Here is a 20,738-nt window from a genome sequence, read left to right on the forward strand (position 1 = left end):
CCACTTCTATCCTCATCCCTTACCTAAAACTAATCAAGGCATTGTAAATGCAGAAGCTAACCCTTTTAGCGCTAAGTTGTATTCTATTATTAGGTTGTTCTATTAATAAGGCAGCCGAAGAAAAAGACCACTTCGTTGATGATTATATCGAAATTAATAAACAAAATATTAAAGACTTACCTCAGTTGTTAAATGCTATCGCGTTTGAATATTCTAGGTTTGCTAATCAAGCTGAATAGCCGCTTTTGCCCTCGCTGACAATTATGTTTCACGATCCTGTTTTAGAGTCGAGTCTGGTACATAAAGAGCATTTGAGTACGTTAGGCATCCCCTTAAACGTCTCGCTATATATAGACGAAAATGGAGCTCCTAACGTGATTGGAGTGAAACTCGTCACTCGGACGTGAGTTACAGCGTTAGCTTTAAGGTTGAGGGTATATAACAATATGATGCAGCTTTGATCTATTGCATTAGTGGCTTTGGTGCCTTCTTCCTCTAATGCCTAGGCTTCCTCTATCTGCACATTCAATGGCCGATATTTGAAGAAGTTATCACCTAGAAGTTTTTAATCATTTGTACGAAGGGTACTGTTGAAACATTTCAGCGATCTCCTCGTAAATCAGCTCTTCACGTTCCTTAGAACTCATTGAGCGAGTCAATTTCCGGCTTGAATTCGCGGTCCATACAACGATGTTGGTTTTATCATCGATCAGTTCTACAACCAATTGTCCGTACGTCTGTTGGTGATAATTTTGTGGAGTGGACATTCCCCCACGGAAATTGTTCCAACCATAGCCAATACCAAATGACGAGCCGGAAGACACAAGTTCAGATGCTTGCTGAAGTTGGTAGCGGACGTATAGGTCGCCTCCGTCCTCTACAAATGAAACCCCTGTGCGGCTCATTTCTTTAATGATCGCACTTTCAATCCTGATTGAGTCGATACTAATCGGTATTTTGTTCTTCTCTTCTTTCGCAGTCCCGGGCGAGCTGAAATCATAGGTTTTATACATTGAGAAATCGGTTTGCTTTTCGAAGTCAGTATTTATTGTAGAGCAGGCAGCTAGAGGAAGCGTTAATAATATGGTGGTTAGACGAAGCATTTTCTATCTCCTTGGAAGGTGGTTTGAAATGAAATTTTCTTCTGAAGGTGATTATACTTGTCCGGTAATCGATACTTTATGTTCGTTATATTCAGTCAATCTGGTAGTAAAAGTGACGCGATTAATCGTATTTTAACTTTATTGTTCAAGGGGGAATTATATTGAACTGGATAAAGAGAAACATTAACGTGATGATTAACTCGCTAAGAAAAATTCCAACTATTATAAATGGTGAATTTTTACTTTCGGAAGCAGACGATATCTTAATATCCCTTGTTGATTAGGAGGGGAATTTGTAGATAAAGCCCCACGCGATTGACACGTGGGGCTCGGTGTTTCAGATCAGCGTTGAGCGATTAACTCAGATTACCGTCAATATCCAACTGCTTAAGCTGAGCCTTTCTTAATATTACGGCTTTCTGACTGTACGTTTCGGTACATTTTGGAAAGCTGCTTATTGTTAGCGCGTTGCTCTGCAAGAGAAGCGCCGTTTCTTGCTTGCTCTCTCAGTAGCTTTTGATAGTTAGTAAATCGTCTTTCAGACAGTTCACCACTCTCAATGGCAGCCCTTATCTTGCATCCCGGCTCTGATTCATGATGACAATCAGAGAAGCGGCAGTGCATTGCTAACTCTTCGACGTCTGAAAAAGTTTCACTCACGCCTTCAGCGCAGTCTGCAAGTTGGAGCTCTCGCATTCCTGGAGTGTCGAGAAGCAAGCCACCTGATGCGAGCAAGTGGAGTGATCGTGATGTGGTTGTATGACGACCTTTACTGTCGTCTTCACGAATACCACCAGTTGCCTGCGATGCTTCACCTAGCAATGAGTTAACCAAAGTCGACTTACCCACACCAGAAGACCCCATTAGCGCGACGGTTTTGCCGGTTTTACACCAAGGTGACAGTACTTGGGTTGAGCCTTGATCTAGGCTATTGACCGCTTCGATCATGAGCATCGGGTCTAAGCTTTGTACCTGTTGTACTTTGCCTTCGTAGTCGTCACACAAGTCTTTCTTAGTCAGGACGATAACCGCTTCAACTTGTGCTTCATTTGCGAGTGCCAGGTAGCGTTCAATGCGACTCAGATTAAAGTCGTTGTTCAATGAAACCACGATAAACACTGTGTCGATATTGGCTGAAATATATTGTTCAGCCACACGACTGCCTGCAGCTTTTCGGCTAAAGAGCGATTGGCGTTCTAGTAAGCGATCGAATTGCAGTTCAGAGTTCAATATTACCCAATCGCCAACGGTCATTGCAGGTTGGTTGTGATGAATAGGTAGAGTGATTTCGCCTTGTTCAGACGCAAATGTGTAGCCACTGCGATGGTGCGCGGTGATACGGGCGATCACTGAATGGTCGTAGTCTTCAAGTGTCAGTTGTTGTTGGAATACAGGTTGCCATCCAAGTTGTTGAAGTGACATTGGATGAGAAAATGCGTTTTGTGAATTCATGTCTATTTACCCAGACGTGCGAGCTTTCTTTTCTTGTGAGAGCATTAAAGTCTTATCAGTGCATTAAAGTCTTATGAGAGCATTAACGTCTTGTAAGATCTCAGGTTGTCGATGAGATCGAAAAGCGTTGGTCAGTTCAAAAAGCGTCGAGACGTCAAAAATGTTTGAGCTTGGGTCGAATTCAAAATCGATAGGACCCCGGATTTGAGTCATGCTTTACAGGCATGCAGATATTGATCACTTACGATCAACAGTAAACCGGGTAAAAGTGTGCGGTAGCCAGCTGATGGCTTAATGTTGGTAGTTCGAGATTAAAGTTTGATTAACCAAACAAATTAACGCGTTACTTTTACTGCCAGTTTTAGTGTTTTCATTACAATCATCTTCTATTCTCCTTGGTTTATTTATGTGTTCAGGCTTTGAATAAAAAGCGCGCTCAGTTTAACAAAAAGCCACGATGGCGAGAAGTCATCGTGGCTTAAATTATTTTATCAATTGTGAATACGATTAATGATGGTCGTGGTTCATCTTCTTCATGCCGCTCATCACTTTCTTCACTGGTGCGTCGAAGGTCTGTGTTTCACCATTGGCAAAGGTCAGAGTCATCTCGATTTGCTCACCTTCTTTTAGGCTACTTTTTAGGTCGAACAACATGATGTGTAGGCTACCAGGTTTAAGTACCGCTTCACCGTTTGCAGGGATGGTGATCTCTTGAACTTGGCGCATTTTCATAACATCGCCATCCATGATTACATCATGAAGTTCTACTTTACCTGCTGCAGGTGTTGTTGCAGAAACAATAGCGCGATCTTTATCGCTGTGGTTCATCAGAGTCGTGAACACCGCGCTGTTCACTGCTGAAGGCGGGGTTGCACGAGCGTACGCGTCATGAACCATAATATCGCTACTAGCCTGAGCAAAAGGGGTGAGCAATAAGCCTGCTAGAGCAAGTGCTTTTAACTTCATGTTGTTGTCCTTAATTTTTATGTTTTTGGTCTGGGACCTGACTTTTTTTGAACTTTATTGAGTAAGTTCTTTGTTTTTACGTTTTACTGCGTCAGCTTGTTGATAGCCTCAACAATTGGCGCTGGCGTCAACGTGTGCGGTACTTTGGTAATCAAGGTACCGTCGGGCTTTAAAAAATAAAAATATGAGCTGTGGTCTAGGGTGTATTCCAACTCTGAACCTTCCAGCTTGGTCTTTCTGAAAATAACACCGTAGTTGTGTGCAAGCGTGGTTGTCACATCCAAAGGACCACTTAATCCTTCCATCATTGGGTGGAAGTATTGTGCGTATTCGTATGAGGCTTCTGCTGCATCACGCTCAGGGTCGAGAGAGACAAACATCGGGCGAATCTTGGCTTTTGCTTCATCAGAGACTTGGTTAAGTGCTCCGGCCAACATAGCCAAAGAAGTGGGGCACACATCTGGGCAGCGTGTGAAACCGAAGTAAACGATACGAATTCTGTCATCGGTTTGGTCAAAGATTTCCGTTGGTTGGTTGTCTTTGCCGAAAAGAGTCGTTGCGGAGAACTCTTGTTTTGCAGCGTGTTGTTCTTGAACTTCGTTTTGCCCATCAAGATAGCTTTTGACACCAAAGCCAAGTACAAAAGCGACAACCAATGCTAACGACCAATTTCTACTCATCTTGCCATCCTTATTGCAGGGTTTACAGTATCGACACCATCAGTGAGTTCACCGATCCATGTCATTTTATCTAAAGTACATACAGGTAAAATCACATCACCTTCATAGGTATTGTTGCCAATGCTCTTTAATTGAAAACGCGCTGATCCCATTTCCATTTCTAAACCTGTGAGCGATAACACCAGTGTCTCAGATGCAGCACCTTCCCAAACTACCTTTATCTTTGTGGGTAGAAGAGGTTGCGCGGTTTCTCGGTCAAGCGACATTGAAATGGATTCCTGCTCACACGATGTGGTTGAAAGCATGCAGTAATCATCCAAGCTGACGTCGGCAGTTGAGTGCTCCATCGCAGATTTAAATTGCTGAATTGCTTGCGGCCCATAAAAGCCTGCCACGAGAGCGATCCCAACAGCAGCAACCTTTAATGCAGAGTGCATGTCGTGTTCTCATTTAATTTTATAAGAGCGGCGATGTTATCACACCCCTCAATACGTGCTTGTATCAAAAAGCAATTTTGTGCGTATGGTAGAACTAAAAAAGCGAAGCCATTGGCTTCGCTTTTGTCTGTTTAATAGATATGTGAGCTTAGTATTTCTAAGTTCTATCCATTCTGAACATGTTCCAGAAATACGTTGAATGATTAGTCAGCGTTACGCTCTGCGAACTTCTCCAGGCCTAAAACCAATGCAATCGCAGCAAACATCATCACAATCGCCATGACCAACTGAGAAGGCTGAGAGGTTACCGCTTCAAAATCAAACGGTGATAGGTTTTCTTGAATCAGAGGAACTTGTTCACCTTTTGAGTTTGTGCGCCAGCTGATGGTCTCTTTCCAAGGCCAGATCTTAGGCAGCGTACCGATCATCAAACCGGTTAAGAATACCAATGTGAAGTCGCGGAATGAACGCAATAGCCAAGACAGTACATGTGAGAAAGTCAGCAGTCCGATCACACAGCCCGCAAGGAATAGCGCAAGTACATCGACTTGAAATGATTTAACGGCGCCAAGCACGGGGCCATACATGCCAATCAGGAGCAGAATAAAGCTGCCTGAAATACCGGGTAAAATCATCGCGCAGATAGCAATCGCACCCGCAATCAATACGTTGATGCTGGTTGGTTCCATTTGCAGCGGTTTAAGCACGGTAATGCTATAAGCGAAAGCAACGCCAAGCAGCAAAAACACGAAGCGAATCATATCGCGTTTCTCTACTTGCTTAAGAATATGGAAAACCGAGACCAAGATCAGGCCGAAGAAGAAAGACCACAGTGGAACAGGGTGGGTGACTAATAACCAAGAAATCAATTTTGCGAATGTCGCAATGCTCGTGAATACGCCCGCGAACAGTGAAATTAGGAAGAAACCATTGATGTGATTAAACGCGGCTTTGAAGCCTTCGAGTTTCCATAAGCCAAGTACGCTAGGGTTAATTCTGCGAATGCTTTCTAGCAGCGTATCGTAGATACCAGTGATGAATGCGATGGTTCCGCCCGACACGCCAGGTACAACGTCTGCTGCGCCCATTGCCATGCCTTTGAAAAAAGTACTTAAGTAGTTCATTGCTTCATAGAGTTGAGGATGATTTTGTGCAGTATACAAACTTTAGTGTAAAAAAAGTATGAATATGCTTTTGGGGAAGGGCTTTTATTACTCTATTAATTGTAAGGCAATAAGTTGAAGTGAATATTTGCCTAACATTTAGATAACAACCACTTAGTGATTTGTCATTAAGAGCAGAGATGAAACTGATCCCTTATCGATATTGCATCTTGGTTGCAATATGCAAATGCACTTTGCAATTCGCATGACAAATTCATGGTTTTTATGCGGTGCAGGGCTTATAAAACGTCGAATAAAAGTTGGCACGCTAACTGCATTATATACATTGACCCTTCTTAAGCCGAGGGTCACCTAGCCAACTGACGTTGTTAGTGAACTTATGATTTGTTCACAAATATATAGAGCCAATCGCGATTATTGCGGTTGGCTATTTTTTTGCCTGTCGTTTGGTGATCGTCTTTTTACTTTTCCCATTCCTACATTTTTAGGTTCTAAACTTCAGATGAAAAAAAAGCCAGCCACCATCGGTGACTAGCTTATGTTTTCTCGAATCAATCTCGAATCAATCTCGAATCTCGAATCTCGAATCCGTTTTAGTACCCCATCAACTGCAGCAAGTTCTCCGCTGTGCTGATTGCTTCTTTACGGTTAGCAATGTTGAGCTTTTGGTAAAGGTTACGGATGTGAGTCTTGATTGTGGTACCCGCTACATCGAGTTCTTGAGCGATCTGCTCATTACTGAATCCTGAGTAGATCAGACCAAGTACTTGCCATTCACGCTGGGTGAGTGGGCTAGTACGCACAAGCTCAGGAATGTTCGGGTGATTAACCAAGTTCTCAACAAAGTCTTCATCGAAGTGAACCGAGCGGCTGCGTTGGGTCGCGGAAATATCTTTCATGATTTGTTGTGCGCGGTGACGTTCTAAATCACCTAAGCCTGGCTTGTTGCTCAACTTATCCAAGATATGCCCGATAGTCCCACCGTCTACCAAGAAGTTACCGACCATACCGGTTTGGTTAGTCATATGAAGCGCTTCTTCGAGTAGTATTCGTGCGCTGTCTTCATCGTTAATTTGTGTACGTAACACGGCTTCAACGATCAAGTTGCGGTTGGTGTCTGTAATCAGGTGCGAACGCTGGGCTTCACTCTTAAGGAAAGTCAGCGCTTCTTCTGCGTCTTCATACTGCTCAAGGATGATGTGAGCACGAACGATGTTTCGCCACTGAAGTTGGCAGAAGTGGTTACTTGCCGATTCAGGTCGAACAGCCACACTCAGCCAATCACGGATAGCTTCTTTATCGCCTTTTACTTGCCAGAACAGAATCAAAGAAAGAGAAGCATTTGCCGTCCAATCTACGTGGTAAGTCGATTGACGCAATAGGTGCTGAATCTGGTCGATAAATTTCGACGCTTTATCAATCTCACCACGGCTCAATGAAATACGAGCCAACATAGAATAGCTGTGCAGGTGTTTACTCGGAGAGTGGTGACCAAGGATATCTAAGCCTTTGTAGCAACACTCTTCCGCTTCATCTAGTCGGTTCCAACACCAGAAGATCTGAGCGCGAACACGCAGCAAGAATTCGTGCAGAGGTACGTATTGCAGCTGATGTTCTTCAATCAATTTGAATGCACTGTCTTGTAGCTCAAATGCAGCTTGAACATAACCTTGAGCAATCAAGATTTCGCTTTGTTGCAGAATCGCCCACAGGGCCTGATGGTAAACCTGATACTGACGTGCCAGTTTTTCTGTTTGTTGCATCATCGGTAGCGCACGGCTTAGGTTACCCATTACGTGATTCACTTCGCCCACAACCGAGGTTGCGACAATGCGGCTACGATAAACGGTGGTGTTCAACTGACTCAACGAAAGCTCAGCCAATTCCAATGCTTTCTCAGGCTCATTGCTGTTGATGGCAACTTGTGCGCGTAAGGCGTTGTATTGGCCTTGCTGCTGAGTATCGAGTTCAATGTTTCGCGCTTGATATTGAGTCTCAGCCTCTTCCAACAAAGTACCCACTTGGTCATAACGGTGCTGACTTTGTGCAAGCCAAGCGCGCAACATCGAAAGCTTTGGCTCACTGTATAGTTGATCTGTGGTTAGCTGTTTGATCGCCATTTCTAATGACGAAAGCTCACCTTGGTTGAACATCGGCCAACCGTGCTCAGTCAGGATTTGAATGATCAGTTCTGGATCTTCAGCACGCTGTGCGTGACGTAGTGCTTGGTGTGGTGTGTTTTGCTTGATCCACGCTTTTGCAGCACTTCGATGCAGTTCAGCTTCTTGCTGAGGAATTCGAGCTTGGCGCTCATGTGCGAGGAATTCACCAAACAAGTTATGGAAGCGATACCAGTTCTTTTCACCTTCAAGCGGGTAGATGAACAAACCAAAACGGTTGAGTGATTCGATCATACCTAAGGCATCTTCACGCTGTGTAAGTGCACACACAAGCTCATCGTTGAAGTGATCAAGCACAGAACATTGCATCAAGAACTGTCGGGTTTCTTTGTCTAGCAGGTCGAATACTTCTTCAACCAAGTAGTCCCAAAGATGGGCGTGGTTAAAGTGAGAGAATGACTCTGCGGACTGTGCAAGAGTGCGTTTTTGGTGTTGTGCTTGTAGCGCGATAAGTTGTAGTGCAGAAGGCCAACCTTCTACATAACTACAAATGCTATCTGCCGTGGTGTCATCAATGCCGTCGGCTACGCGTTGGTTGAAAAAGCGTGTGGTTTCTTCGGTATCAAACGCCAACGAGTCATTACCTAATTCGATCATTAAGTCACGAACGCGCAGGTTTGCTGTACCAAGTGGTGGCGTACCACGACTGGTGACAACCAACGTTAGGTTATCGGGCATGTGTTTGAGGAAGAAGCGCATGGCTTCGTGGATGTCGTCATTGTTGACCAAGTGATAGTCATCCAACACCAGAAAGCACTCGTGATGGAATTCCGACATCTCGGCAAATACTTCACTTAATAAAGAATGCAGCGATGAAAACTGTCGCTTTTCTGCCAGTTTTTGGGCATTCGGACAGGCATTTTGAGTCGCTTTATTAAGTGATTGAAGTAGGTAGTTGATAAAGCGGAAGGCATCATTGTCGCTATCATCAATGCTGTACCAACCCACATTAGGTTTATCTACCAACCATTGTGCAGCCATGGTGGTTTTGCCGTAGCCCGCTGGAGAGCGGAACAACACAAGCTTATAGCAATCTGCATTGTGAAGCAGATCGAGAACCCTAGGTCGTAGGATTGCATTATGTAAGCGGCCGGGACGAGTCAGTTTCGAAGGGATCCACATATCGAAGTTTTACACCTATTCCGTGGCTATGTTCTGGAATATCCCAATCTATCGTTGAGTGCACTCCAATGACATGAGCCTAATTACTTAAGTCTTTACTCATATTACGTGAAGCCAAACGTTACCGACTACGATCCTCCTCAGAAACCTTGCACTCCTGCATGTTTTTGGGTGTCTACGCCCTTTATTTGAGACTTTGCTCACGTTGCGGGTTGGTTTGTGAATGTGACTTCGTTCATCCCTACACGGGAATCAATGCAAAAGATGAGAGTTGGAAATTATTTCGTGATCTGAAACTCAGATTTGGCAATGACTTTAAATGGGTTAAATAAAAGTCACATCAATTGAAGTTAAGTTATCGAACGGGAGCTTGTGATCTTAGTCACTCCAAGTTTTTGTTCTCAGTCAGAACATGAGAGTCAGATCACTAACCCTAAGTCGGTACGCCCCCTACGCCCTCCCATCTACTCCTAGTCAGTTGCATTAGCGGGAGGATGTTTAGTTTATGGTGACCATGCACGATATGTCACAGATGAATTAGAACTATTAAAAGCGAGATTTCTGAAATGAAACCAACTCAGCAAAAAACTTTCGATAAAGTGTCATTCCAAGAGAGTGTTAAGAAACATTTATCTGCAACCTACGCAACAACCGTTGAAACAGCAGACAGCCGTTCATGGTATCTAGCAATGGGTCGTGCTCTTGCAGAGCTAACGACTTTTGACCTGCTAGAAACTGAAAATGATGAAAAAATTAAGAACGCTAAGAGCGTTAACTACCTATCACTAGAGTTTTTGATTGGTCGTCTAACAGGTAACAACCTGATCAGCATGGGTCTTTACGAACAGATCACTCATGCAATGGAAGAGCTAGGTCAAAACCTAACTGACCTTCTAGAAGAAGAACGTGACCCATCACTAGGTAATGGTGGTCTTGGTCGTCTAGCTGCTTGTTTCATGGATTCTTGTGCCGCTCAAGAATACCCAACAGTAGGCTACGGTCTTCACTACGAATACGGTTTATTCAAGCAATCTTTCCAAGACGGTCGCCAACAAGAAGCACCTGACGCATGGCGCGGTGTTGAAGGTTACCCATGGGAAGTGGCTCGTCCAGAACTAGCACAACACATTGGTTTTTACGGTCATGTAGAAGTTGAATTCATCGACGGTAAAGAAGTACGTACTTGGGTTCCAGGTATGGAAGTGAAAGCAATGCCTTGGGATCTACCTATCGTAGGTTACGAGTCAAACACGGTTTACCCATTGCGTCTTTGGGAATGTCAGGCAATTGCACCATTCTCACTAGCAAGCTTTAACAACGGTGACTACTTCGAAGCGCAACACTCGCTAATCGATGCAGGTAACATCACTAAAGTACTTTATCCGAACGACAACCACGAGAAAGGCAAGACTCTGCGCCTAATGCAGCAGTACTTCCACTCAGCAGCGTCTGTTCGCGATATTCTACGTCGTCACGAAGCAGCAGGTTTCTCTCTAGAAGATCTGCCTAAGCAAGAAACGATTCAGCTTAACGATACGCACCCAACGATTGCGATTCCTGAGCTAATGCGCATCTTGATTGACGAGAAAGGTCTATCTTGGGACCAAGCATGGGAAATCAGTGCTCATACGTTCGCATACACGAACCACACACTACTTCCTGAAGCACTAGAGACTTGGTCTGAATCACTGATCAACCGTCTTCTTCCACGTCACATGGAAATCATTTTTGAAATCAACCACCGCTTCATGCAAGAAGTTCGCAAGATGTGGCCTGGTGACGGTGAGAAGCAAGCGAAGCTTTCTATCATCCAAGAAGGTTTCCACCGCATGGTTCGCATGGCAAACCTATGTGTGATTGGTTCTTACAAAGTAAACGGTGTAGCTGCGCTTCACTCACAACTGGTTAAGAAAGACTTGTTCCCTGAGTTCAACGAAATCTTCCCAGGTAAACTGACTAACGTAACGAACGGCATCACGCCACGTCGTTGGTTGAAGTTCTGTAACCCAGGTCTATCTGCGCTAATCACGGGTAAGATCGGCACTGAATGGCCAGCAAAACTTGAGCAGCTAGAAGGCATCGCTAAGTTTGCAACAGACGCGAAATTCCAAAAAGAATTCATGGCTGTTAAGAAAGAAAACAAACAGCGCCTAGCTGATTGGGTTCAAGAGAACATGGGTATCGAGCTAGATACTAACGCTATCTTTGACGTTCAAATCAAACGTCTTCACGAATACAAGCGTCAGCACCTAGATTTGCTACACATTCTATCTCTGTACCACCGTATTCTTAACGAACCTGGTTTCGAATGTGAGCCACGCGTATGTTTCTTCGCAGCGAAAGCAGCACCGGGTTACCACCTAGCGAAAGAGATCATCTTCGCGGTTAACAAGATTGCAGAGAAGATCAACAACGACCCTCGCATCGGTAACAAACTGAAAGTGGTATTCATTCCTGACTACCGTGTAAGCATGGCTGAAATCATCATCCCTGCAGCAGACGTTTCTCAGCAAATCTCACTAGCGGGTAAAGAAGCATCTGGTACGGGCAACATGAAGATGGCTCTAAACGGCGCGCTAACTATCGGTACGATGGATGGTGCAAACGTTGAGATTCGTGAAGAAGTGGGTGATGAAAACATCTACATCTTCGGCCTAGACGTTGATGGTGTTCAAGCTCTGAAAGCTCAAGGCTACAACCCATACGACTACTACAATGCAGACCCACTACTGAAAGCATCTCTAGACCTACTGACTGGCGATGAGTTCACTCCAGGTCAACCAGGCCTTCTACGTGCAACGTTTGATAGCCTGCTAGACGGTGGTGACCCTTACCTATGTCTTGCTGACTTCGCATCTTACGTGAAAGCGCACGAAGACATGGGCACGCAATACAAAGACCAAGCAGGTTGGGCTAAGAAAGCAATTCTTAACACAGCATTGGTTGGTAAGTTCACATCAGACCGCTCTATCCGCGACTACGTGAACAACATCTGGAAACTTGAAGCGGTTAACCGTTAATACTTCCAAAGTAGCCAAGGCAGTTTCTGCCTTGGCTCAATTAGCTTGTGAGCAAACGAAAGGCTTAAAGGTTTCGTTTATAAACAAGCTGCTTACAAACCGATTGTCACAAGCTAATTGATTAGTAAAAATTAAATTAACAACCCTACAAAATAGAAAGCGTCAGAACGTTTTCGGAGAGAGCGATGAAAGAACAGACCGTATTAAAACAAGTCGCAGAAATGGCAAACATTGCCGACAGTTACGTTAGTGCGTGGGGCGATGAAGCACAAGTATCAGACGAGACGATCACGTCTCTATTGGCTTCGTTGGGCTACGATACAAGCAGCGATGATGCACTGCTTAAGTCAGCAGAAAGAAAACACAAAAAAGATGTACTAGACCCAGTTCTTGTCTTGCGTGACGGTGAGCCAGTAGAAGTGGCGCTTAATCTAGGTGTAAGTGCTCGTGAAAGTGAGTTCAGCTGGCGCTTAGAAACCGAGCAAGGAGAGGTACTTGAAGGCTATCTTCAATCTCAAGTCATTCGTGACGAGCGTGCCGAGGGTGGCCCTTTAGTGTTTGCATTGCCAAGTGATTTGGCATGGGGTTATCACAAGCTCATTGTGAGCCGTAAGCGCCGTAAGAAGCCTTACGAGATGACACTGATTATTACGCCAAAAGCGTGTTTCAAGCAGTCACCAATCGAGCAAGGCAAAAAGCTTTGGGGACCCAGTGTTCAACTTTATACCCTAAGAACTCAGCATAACTGGGGTATTGGTGATTTCGGTGACCTAAAACAGCTTGTTGCGGATATCGCTTCTCGTGGTGGTGACTTCGTTGGTCTAAACCCAATTCACTCATTGTTCCCTGCGAACCCTGAAGGTGCGAGCCCATATAGCCCATCTTCTCGTCGCTGGTTGAACATCTTATACATTGATGTGAGTTCAGTTCCTGAATTTGCACTAAGTGCAGAAGCACAACAAACAGTCGGCAGCGCAGAGTTCCAACAGCGTCTACAAAAAGCGCGTGAAGCACACTGGGTAAACTACACCGAAGTGTCTGAGCTTAAGATGAGCATCTTGCCTCTGCTATTCGCAGAATTTAAGACTCGTCATCTAGACAAAAACAGCGACCGTGCACAAGCGTTCTTAGCCTTCGTAGAAGAGGGTGGCGATAGCCTGATGCATCAAGCGGCGTTTGATGCTCTACATGGTGAACTGCATGCAGAAGATTCTGGCATGTGGGGATGGCCGGTATTCCCTGAGAAGTACCGTACATTCGACAGCCCAGCGACACAGAAATACATCAAAGAGAACTTAGAAAACGTTCATCTGTACATGTACCTGCAATGGCTAGCAGATTGCCAGATCAACGATGCACAGTCTCTTGCAGAAGAGAAGGGCATGGCTGTTGGCCTGTACCGTGACTTAGCGGTAGGTGTTGCAGATTCAGGCAGCGAGACTTGGGCTGACGAAGGCAACCTAGTGATGGATGCGAGCATTGGTGCTCCACCTGATATTCTTGGTCCTTTGGGTCAGAACTGGGGTCTACCTCCGTTAAACCCAGAAGTGCTTCAAGAAACAAGCTACGACGCTTACATCAAGCTACTTCGTGCGAACATGAAGCACTGTGGTGCACTGCGTATCGACCACGTTTTAGGTCTACTGCGCTTGTGGTGGATTCCAAAGGGTGAGAACGCAACTAAGGGCGCGTACATCTACTACCCAGTACAAGATATGCTGTCTATTCTGGCGCTTGAATCTCACCGTTACCAATGTAGCGTTATCGGTGAAGATTTAGGAACGGTACCGGATGAGATTGTCGACATCCTTGCAGATGCTGGCGTGCACTCTTACAAAGTGTTCTTCTTCGAAACATCAGAAGATGACGGTGGTTTCATCTCACCAAAACACTACGCATCACAATCGATGGCGGCACTGTGTACTCACGATATGCCAACGCTTCGTGGCTTCTGGCACTGTGATGACCTGAAAATGGGCCAAGAGATTGGCTTATACCCAGATGCAGAACAATTAGAAACCTTGTTCGATGACCGCCTAGAGTGCAAGCAAGGTATCTTAGATTCAGTAGCATGGCATGGTTTCCTACCAGAAGGTGTGGGCCGCGATGCGAGCCAAGTACCGATGGACTCTTACCTTGCTGAGGCACTTCAACTGCACGTAGCGGCTGGTGGTTCAACACTACTGAGCGTTCAGCTAGAAGATTGGCTAGAGATGGACAAGCCAGTAAACATTCCTGGCACGGTTGATGAATACCCTAACTGGCGTCGTAAACTATCAATGAACTTGGACGAAATATTTGCTCACGAAGGCGTTAATCGTATCGCTTCTAAGCTGACTGACGTTCGAGAAAAAGCCGGTAAGTAATGACGTGAGTGACTTGAAATTAGGTGGTTTTTTGCTTACGCCGTACGAAACTACAACCTCGGTCACTCAATAATGAATGCTCATCTGGTAGAATAAACCGTCGTTATATTGCCCGCACTAATAGCGGGCATTTTTGTATTATGTTTTTTGGATGTTTGGTTAGGGAGAAACGTTTTGGAACTAAGTTCGATTTCAAAGCAAAAACAAATATATACCCAACTATCACAGGCTTGTTTCACAGACCCATTCGCGTTTTTAGGGCCATACCTACCTTCTGAGCAAGGTGCATTACGTGTGTGGATTCCTGGGGCAGATAAAGTCGAGTTGATTGTTGGAAAGGAACCTCGTATTGAGTTAGCGCGAGAGGGTGAAAGTGGTTTCATTCTTAAGCAAAAGAGAGACTTACGTTTTACTCACTATAAGCTTGCGGTTGATTGGGCTGGCGTAGAACAGATCATCGATGATCCTTACCAGTACCACGATCTGTACGCGAGTTATGAAGATCTTCATACACCGAAAGATATGTATCATCACATGGGGGCTCAGTTTATTACGCTAGAGCGTGATGGACAGACGATTTCAGGTACGCGTTTCTTGGTGTACGCACCGCATGCAACTGCGGTAAGCTTGGTGGGTAACTTCAACGCTTGGGATGGTCGCCGCCACCCAATGCAACGCCTAGATTACGGTATGTGGGGCTTATTCATTCCTGAACTGGAAGAAGGCGCTCAATACAAGTTTGAATTAAAAGGACCAAATGGCGAAGGCTTACCACACAAAGCTGACCCATGGGGTTTCTACTCTGAGCAATACCCATCGTTCTCATCTGTAACTTACGATCACGCTCGTTACCAGTGGCAAGATACTCAATGGCAAAATCGCCCGGTAACGCAAAAGCGCAAAGAAGCGCTTTCGTTCTATGAATTGCATGCAGGTTCTTGGAAGCGTAACGCTGAAGGTGAATTCTTAAATTATCGCGAGCTTGCGGCAGAGCTGATCCCATACCTAACGGATCTTGGCTACACGCACGTTGAACTAATGCCAGTTTCAGAACATCCATTCTACGGTTCTTGGGGCTATCAGCCTGTAGGTCTATTTGCACCGACTAGCCGTTTTGGCTCTCCAGATGATTTCAAATACTTCGTCGATCAATGTCACCAAGCGGGTCTTGGCGTTGTTCTGGACTGGGTTCCTGCTCACTTCCCAAGTGATGATCACGGCCTAGCAAACTTCGATGGTACGCCATTATTCCATGATCCAGATCCACGTCGTGGTTGGCATCAAGATTGGAACTCGTACATTTACGATTTAGGCAAAGAGCATGTTCGTCGTTTCTTAGTTTCTAATGCACTGTACTGGTTCGAGCAATTCCACATTGATGGCATCCGTGTTGATGCGGTTGCTTCGATGTTGTACCTCGACTATTCGCGTAGCCATGACCAATGGATCCCGAATGCGGATGGCGGCAACGAAAACTACGACGCTATCGCAACCCTTAAGTGGATGAACGAAGAAGTGTATAAACACTTTCCGAATGCGATGACGATTGCTGAAGAATCAACGGCTTTCCCTGGTGTTTCAGCACCGACTTTTATGGGCGGCTTAGGCTTTGGCTTTAAGTGGAACATGGGTTGGATGCACGACAGCTTGTCTTACATTCAAGAAGACCCAATCAACCGTAAATATCACCACGATACGATTACCTTCCCACTGGTTTACGCACACAGTGAGAATTATGTATTGTCTCTGTCTCACGATGAGGTGGTTTACGGTAAAGGTTCTATCCACAACAAGATGCCTGGTGATGAATGGCAGCAAACGGCAAACCTACGTGCTTATATGGGTTACATGTATGCGCAACCAGGTAAGAAGCTGAACTTCATGGGTGCAGAATTTGGTCAGACGGCTGAATGGAACCATGACGACCAGCTGCAATGGTTTTTGCTGGATTACGAGCGTCATCAAGGTGTTCAGCGTTTAACGAAAGACCTGAACAATCTGTACCGCTCTGAAGCTGCAATGCACGATCTTGATTTTGATCCGAAAGGCTTTGAATGGCGTCTACAGGACTCTGCTGAAGCGAGCATTCTTGCGCACGAGCGCATCAGTGAATCTGGTGAGCGAGTATTGATAGTGTCTAACTTTACGCCAGTGCCTCACGAGCATTTCCGCTTAGGTGTTCCTGCAAAAGGTGAATACGCATTGTTGTTGAATACAGACTCTGTCGACTATGCAGGCAGCGGTTTTGAAGTGAAGCAGACTGCTGAGATTGAATCTGTAGAGAGCGAAGGGCTAGACACATCGATTGAGCTGCGTTTACCACCGTTATCGACCGTTTTTTACAAGCTAAATTAGGTCTATAAGTTGAAGTAAGCGATAACTAAAAAGAAAATGGGAGCCGAAAGGCTCCCATTTTTGTATTTCTAACGCTTGGTTTAATGCTGCTTGAAGTTTGTGAGATAGAACATTGAACGTCCTACGACAGTCTCAAGGATTCGAACGGTATCAAGCCCAAAGCTATTAAACATTATCTCGCGGAATTGACCATCTGAACTGATGTTAAACTGTTCAGGGCTCTTGACCTGGGAGGCATGGAAAAACATCAATTTGATCACGAATCGAAATTGATCATTATCTAGAGCGTTTTGCCAAGATTGAATGAATACCTCTTCCGATGAGAACTCTAGATTCTCTATAACAATTGATAGCATGTGTTGGTGTAACGCTGATCGGATAGCGCGGGTCGACGGATAATAGCCCTGAAGCGTCGTTAAACTAATGCCAATCTCTTGAGCAATCCTTGCATAAGTTAGTGCTTCATGTCCTTCAGCCAGAAAAAGGTTTAGTACGATCTCATCGTAGTTTTTTTGATTTTCTAGTTTTTGTACTTGAGTAATTCGAGCCATTACAAATCTCTACTGATTGTAACATTCTGTAAACGAGTATATTAAGAGCTTATGAATTAAATCTCAAACTCCAAGGGTAAATAACTGGTCAATTTATCGTTAAATATAGTCAGTATTGTGTCATTGGTTCAATTATCAATCAGATTTTGGCATAAACAAAAACACCGCCCTATTGAGCGGTGTGTTATTTAAAGTCTTTGTTTATCTATGCTAATTCAGATGACTAGAACGGATACCAAAATAACTGCGGCTCTAGAATGCGTTTCGCAATGGCTAACACCACGATAAAAGCGATGACACCTAAACAAACAAAGTCGATACGTTTCAAAGGTGCATAGCTATACCAAGTGCGAGCTTTGTGTCGGCCAAAACCTCGTAACGTCATTGCGTTAGAGATCTCGTCTGCTCGGTCCAAGCTAGAGAAAATGAGCGGGCCTAGAACCTTAGCCACATTTTTGATTCGAGTAATTAGAGGCGCTTTCTTTGAGAGCTCTACACCACGAGCCTGTTGAGCATGCATGATATTGATGAAGTCTTTCTTAACTTCTGGCAAGTAACGCAGTGTTAAGCTGACCGCATAGGCGATCTTGTAAGGAACACCGATACGGTTGAGGCTAGCTGCAAACTCAGTCGGATGCGTTGTGAAGACAAAAATCAACGCTATCGGGAACATGCTCATGTATTTGAGCGTCACAGTAACCAAGTAAAACAGAGTCTCTTGGCTCAACGAGTAGTTACCCGGCAATGTCAGCAATAAGGTTTTGCTGCCGATGAGCTCAGTACCTTGCTGTGGAGCCAGCAGATACATGAACAAAGCATTTAGGCTCAATACACTCGCCGTACCCAATAACAGAGGCTTATATACGCGTACAGGCACATTGGTGAGCTTTAGCAGGTATAAACCAGTCACAATAAGCAGCGTAATCAATCTTAGGTCGAACGTAGTCAATACCACGGTTACCCAAGCTAAGAAGAGCGCAAATTTGGTGATGCCGTTAAGTGCATGAAGCGGTGATTTTGTATCAATGTAATTGATGCCGAATTTTACTTTTGATACGTTCATTGAGCGCTTCTCTCGTAGTCGATGAAGTACTGCATGAATGCGTTGGTGTCGTCGATTTTCATCATAGTCGCGAGTTCATAAATGCTGGTGGTACAAAGATTTGCGCGTTCTAACAGCGATGGCTGACTGAATACTTCCGTCATCGCGGCATTGGCAATCAGCTTGCTGTCAGCAATGACAATTGAGCGTGTGGTGTACTCTAGAACAAGGTGCATGTCGTGTGAAATGATCACGACGGTGATACCTAACTCGCGGTTAAGCTTTTGGATAAACGCCAGCATTGAGGTGTAGTTGCGGTAATCTTGACCCGCTGTTGGTTCATCCAAGATCAGAAGCTCTGGCTCCAATACTAAGATAGAAGCGATCGTTACGCGTTTTTTCTGACCGTAGCTTAGCGCTTCGATTGGCCAGTGGCGGAACTTGCTCAAGCCACACAGCTCAAGAACGCTTTCCACCTTCTCTTTGATTTCCTGCTCTGCAACCCCACGATTACGCAGACCGAATGCAACTTCATCAAAAATCATATGATGAGAGATCATATGATTTGGGTTCTGCATCACGACACCGACTTTCTGGCTTCTTTCAAAGATAGAAAGCTCAGATAGGTCTTCACCATTTAGATAGGAAGAGCCTGAATCGGCATCGATCACACCCATGATGAGTTTAGTGATGGTAGATTTGCCTGAACCGTTTTTGCCTAAGATTGAAACGAACTCACCCTTACCAATCTTAAAGCTGACATCTTCGAGAGCGTTCTTTTCACCATCGTAAGAGTAAGTCAGGCCGTGGACCTCAAGCAAAGGTTGGTACTGCTTCTCGGCAACTGGAGTCGGGCGCTCTGCAAACCAAGCCTGAACCGCAGGGCGGAATCTTTTGTAATCGAGAGCTTTGAGGTTTGATAGCTTATCTTCACTGGTCAAAGGTGCTTTCGCTGCCTTCAGAGCAGATAAATAAAGTGGTTCACGAATACCGTGTGTTTCAAGCAGTTCAGAAGCTAAGATTTCATCGGGTGTCATGTCCGCGACAATTTCACCGCGCTCCATCAAGATCACTCGATCGATATCGCGATGTAGTACATCTTCAAGGCGATGCTCGATGATGACTATAGTCTTGTTGGTTTCTTTATGAAGTTGGTCGATGATTTCGATAGTCGCTTTACCCGTTTTCGGGTCAAGGCTAGCCAAAGGTTCATCAAACAACAGGATGTCAACGTCATCAACTAAGATGCCCGCTAATGACACGCGTTGTTTCTGGCCGCCGGATAAATCATGTGGCGAGCGATCAAGCATATCTGCTAAGTCGACCATTTTTGCTGTCGACTTAACCAGAGGGTACATATCAATGTTCGACACTAACTGATTTTCCAGTGCGAATGCGATGTCTTCGCCAATACTCAAACCGACAAATTGGCTATCAGTATCTTGTAATACTGTGCCAACCTGCTCGGTATAGTCGTGCATAGAAAAATCAGAAATGTTCTTACCGTTGATCTCTAGAGAGCCAGTCACCTCACCTTTGATAGCATGAGGAATCAGACCGTTAAGGCATTGACCTAGGGTAGATTTACCACTACCGCTTGGTCCAATAATGACGATTTTCTCTCCTTTCTCTATCCTTAGATTGATATTTTTTAGCATCGGTTTATCCAGCGACTCATATCTAAAAGAGAAGTTCGAAAATGCTATAGTCATTATCGCTTATGCCTCAGTCAGGTTACGGCTTTGTTTGTTGCGTTTAGCGACTGATTTTAGGATCAGTAAGCCAACAACAGCGATCAGAACGGTGTTACCCGCAGCAATGATAGAGAGTTGAGTGAAGACTTTAGTAAACGGTTCTGCATAAAGGATGGTATCTAGGAATGCAGAGCAGCCGTAACCAACCACATTACCGGCAAGGGCAAGTACCACAAACAGCGCGAAGTCCTTCATAGGCAACTCACCTTGCTGAAGGCGGTTCTTGGTCAACATCGGGAATAAGCCGATAACCATGCCTACGATACCTGAGCCTAAAACCCAAGTTAACCACACCCCCCAGCCTGCGAATAGATCCGTTACCCAGTGACCGATAAAGCCAACTAAGAAGCCAACAATAGGGCCGAACAAAACAGAAAACAGTGCTAGAACTGCCATTGCTGGTTTCAATGTCGTGTTAGCAAACACTGGGACACCAAACATAGGTAAACCACCAATGCCGTACAGTGCCGCGCCAATGGCGATAACGACCACTGTTTTAGCTGAAAAGTTCATAGATAACCTCGAATTCTGAAAAATAAAGCAAAATAAAGAATAAATATTCGCCATTATTAATATGCGTCTCAAT

General features: G+C 44.8%; 15 protein-coding genes. 4 read left to right on the forward strand and 11 right to left on the reverse strand.

The window, feature by feature from the left end; translation table 11 throughout:
* Positions 1-47 precede the first annotated feature (47 nt).
* Complete coding sequence (locus AB4167_RS00855; protein ID WP_017072403.1) at positions 48-239, forward strand: hypothetical protein; 192 nt, start codon at positions 48-50, stop codon at positions 237-239.
* Positions 240-569: 330 nt separating this feature from the next.
* Here the strand turns inward: AB4167_RS00855 and AB4167_RS00860 are convergent, their stop codons facing one another.
* The 7 genes from AB4167_RS00860 to malT form a co-directional block, all read right to left on the reverse strand.
* Complete coding sequence (locus tag AB4167_RS00860) at positions 570-1,103, reverse strand: DUF4136 domain-containing protein (protein WP_137001434.1); 534 nt, start codon at positions 1,101-1,103, stop codon at positions 570-572.
* 387 nt (positions 1,104-1,490) lie between these two features.
* On the reverse strand, positions 1,491-2,555 hold the full coding sequence (gene rsgA, locus AB4167_RS00865; protein ID WP_102321105.1) for a ribosome small subunit-dependent GTPase A: 1,065 nt from the start codon (positions 2,553-2,555) through the stop codon (positions 1,491-1,493).
* A 507-nt stretch (positions 2,556-3,062) separates the two neighbouring features.
* Complete coding sequence (locus AB4167_RS00870) at positions 3,063-3,521, reverse strand: copper chaperone PCu(A)C (RefSeq protein ID WP_017068936.1); 459 nt, start codon at positions 3,519-3,521, stop codon at positions 3,063-3,065.
* Between the two features lie 83 nt (positions 3,522-3,604).
* Positions 3,605-4,201 (reverse strand): SCO family protein, encoded by a 597-nt coding sequence (locus AB4167_RS00875; RefSeq protein WP_004732104.1) that lies wholly within the window; start codon positions 4,199-4,201, stop codon positions 3,605-3,607.
* On the reverse strand, positions 4,198-4,638 hold the full coding sequence (locus AB4167_RS00880) for a hypothetical protein (protein WP_017061864.1): 441 nt from the start codon (positions 4,636-4,638) through the stop codon (positions 4,198-4,200). Before AB4167_RS00880 ends, AB4167_RS00875 begins: the two co-directional genes overlap by 4 nt.
* 203 nt (positions 4,639-4,841) lie before the next feature.
* Positions 4,842-5,762, reverse strand: a complete 921-nt coding sequence (locus tag AB4167_RS00885; RefSeq protein WP_017068934.1) for a DUF368 domain-containing protein — start codon at positions 5,760-5,762, stop codon at positions 4,842-4,844.
* A gap of 593 nt (positions 5,763-6,355) precedes the next feature.
* Entirely contained in the window at positions 6,356-9,064 is a 2,709-nt protein-coding gene (gene malT, locus AB4167_RS00890) for an HTH-type transcriptional regulator MalT (RefSeq protein ID WP_017061867.1), read from the reverse strand.
* Between the two features lie 566 nt (positions 9,065-9,630).
* Between malT and AB4167_RS00895 the strand changes: the two genes are divergently transcribed.
* From AB4167_RS00895 to glgB, 3 genes are all read left to right on the forward strand, one after another.
* A complete protein-coding gene (locus AB4167_RS00895; protein ID WP_136981738.1) occupies positions 9,631-12,084 on the forward strand; it encodes a glycogen/starch/alpha-glucan phosphorylase in 2,454 nt (817 codons plus the stop codon).
* A gap of 185 nt (positions 12,085-12,269) precedes the next feature.
* Positions 12,270-14,450, forward strand: a complete 2,181-nt coding sequence (gene malQ, locus AB4167_RS00900) for a 4-alpha-glucanotransferase (protein WP_017067441.1) — start codon at positions 12,270-12,272, stop codon at positions 14,448-14,450.
* A 174-nt stretch (positions 14,451-14,624) separates the two neighbouring features.
* Positions 14,625-16,805, forward strand: a complete 2,181-nt coding sequence (glgB, locus tag AB4167_RS00905) for a 1,4-alpha-glucan branching protein GlgB (protein ID WP_372135979.1) — start codon at positions 14,625-14,627, stop codon at positions 16,803-16,805.
* Between the two features lie 80 nt (positions 16,806-16,885).
* Here the strand turns inward: glgB and AB4167_RS00910 are convergent, their stop codons facing one another.
* The 4 genes from AB4167_RS00910 to AB4167_RS00925 form a co-directional block, all read right to left on the reverse strand.
* Complete coding sequence (locus AB4167_RS00910) at positions 16,886-17,356, reverse strand: TetR/AcrR family transcriptional regulator (protein ID WP_372083000.1); 471 nt, start codon at positions 17,354-17,356, stop codon at positions 16,886-16,888.
* Positions 17,357-17,579: 223 nt separating this feature from the next.
* Positions 17,580-18,419 (reverse strand): energy-coupling factor transporter transmembrane protein EcfT, encoded by an 840-nt coding sequence (locus AB4167_RS00915; RefSeq protein ID WP_372135980.1) that lies wholly within the window; start codon positions 18,417-18,419, stop codon positions 17,580-17,582.
* Positions 18,416-20,110, reverse strand: a complete 1,695-nt coding sequence (locus tag AB4167_RS00920) for an ABC transporter ATP-binding protein (RefSeq protein ID WP_372135981.1) — start codon at positions 20,108-20,110, stop codon at positions 18,416-18,418. Before AB4167_RS00920 ends, AB4167_RS00915 begins: the two co-directional genes overlap by 4 nt.
* A 6-nt stretch (positions 20,111-20,116) precedes the next feature.
* A complete protein-coding gene (locus AB4167_RS00925) occupies positions 20,117-20,665 on the reverse strand; it encodes an ECF-type riboflavin transporter substrate-binding protein (RefSeq protein ID WP_017066579.1) in 549 nt (182 codons plus the stop codon).
* Positions 20,666-20,738 lie beyond the last annotated feature (73 nt).

This window comes from Vibrio sp. 10N.286.49.E11 (genome assembly GCF_041469505.1).
Lineage (GTDB): Bacteria > Pseudomonadota > Gammaproteobacteria > Enterobacterales > Vibrionaceae > Vibrio > Vibrio crassostreae_C.

Excerpts from the sequence above, each read along its gene's own strand:
- AB4167_RS00860 (WP_137001434.1), bottom strand. The coding sequence starts at position 1,103 with ATGCTTCGTCTAACCACCATATTATTAACGCTTCCTCTAGCTGCCTGC.
- AB4167_RS00895 (WP_136981738.1), top strand. The coding sequence starts at position 9,631 with ATGAAACCAACTCAGCAAAAAACTTTCGATAAAGTGTCATTCCAAGAG.
- AB4167_RS00880 (WP_017061864.1), bottom strand. The coding sequence starts at position 4,638 with ATGCACTCTGCATTAAAGGTTGCTGCTGTTGGGATCGCTCTCGTGGCA.
- AB4167_RS00885 (WP_017068934.1), bottom strand. The coding sequence starts at position 5,762 with ATGAACTACTTAAGTACTTTTTTCAAAGGCATGGCAATGGGCGCAGCA.
- AB4167_RS00910 (WP_372083000.1), bottom strand. The coding sequence starts at position 17,356 with ATGGCTCGAATTACTCAAGTACAAAAACTAGAAAATCAAAAAAACTAC.
- malT (WP_017061867.1), bottom strand. The coding sequence starts at position 9,064 with ATGTGGATCCCTTCGAAACTGACTCGTCCCGGCCGCTTACATAATGCA.
- rsgA (WP_102321105.1), bottom strand. The coding sequence starts at position 2,555 with ATGAATTCACAAAACGCATTTTCTCATCCAATGTCACTTCAACAACTT.
- AB4167_RS00925 (WP_017066579.1), bottom strand. The coding sequence starts at position 20,665 with ATGAACTTTTCAGCTAAAACAGTGGTCGTTATCGCCATTGGCGCGGCA.
- AB4167_RS00875 (WP_004732104.1), bottom strand. The coding sequence starts at position 4,201 with ATGAGTAGAAATTGGTCGTTAGCATTGGTTGTCGCTTTTGTACTTGGC.
- AB4167_RS00920 (WP_372135981.1), bottom strand. The coding sequence starts at position 20,110 with ATGACTATAGCATTTTCGAACTTCTCTTTTAGATATGAGTCGCTGGAT.
- AB4167_RS00855 (WP_017072403.1), top strand. The coding sequence starts at position 48 with ATGCAGAAGCTAACCCTTTTAGCGCTAAGTTGTATTCTATTATTAGGT.
- AB4167_RS00870 (WP_017068936.1), bottom strand. The coding sequence starts at position 3,521 with ATGAAGTTAAAAGCACTTGCTCTAGCAGGCTTATTGCTCACCCCTTTT.
- AB4167_RS00915 (WP_372135980.1), bottom strand. The coding sequence starts at position 18,419 with ATGAACGTATCAAAAGTAAAATTCGGCATCAATTACATTGATACAAAA.
- malQ (WP_017067441.1), top strand. The coding sequence starts at position 12,270 with ATGAAAGAACAGACCGTATTAAAACAAGTCGCAGAAATGGCAAACATT.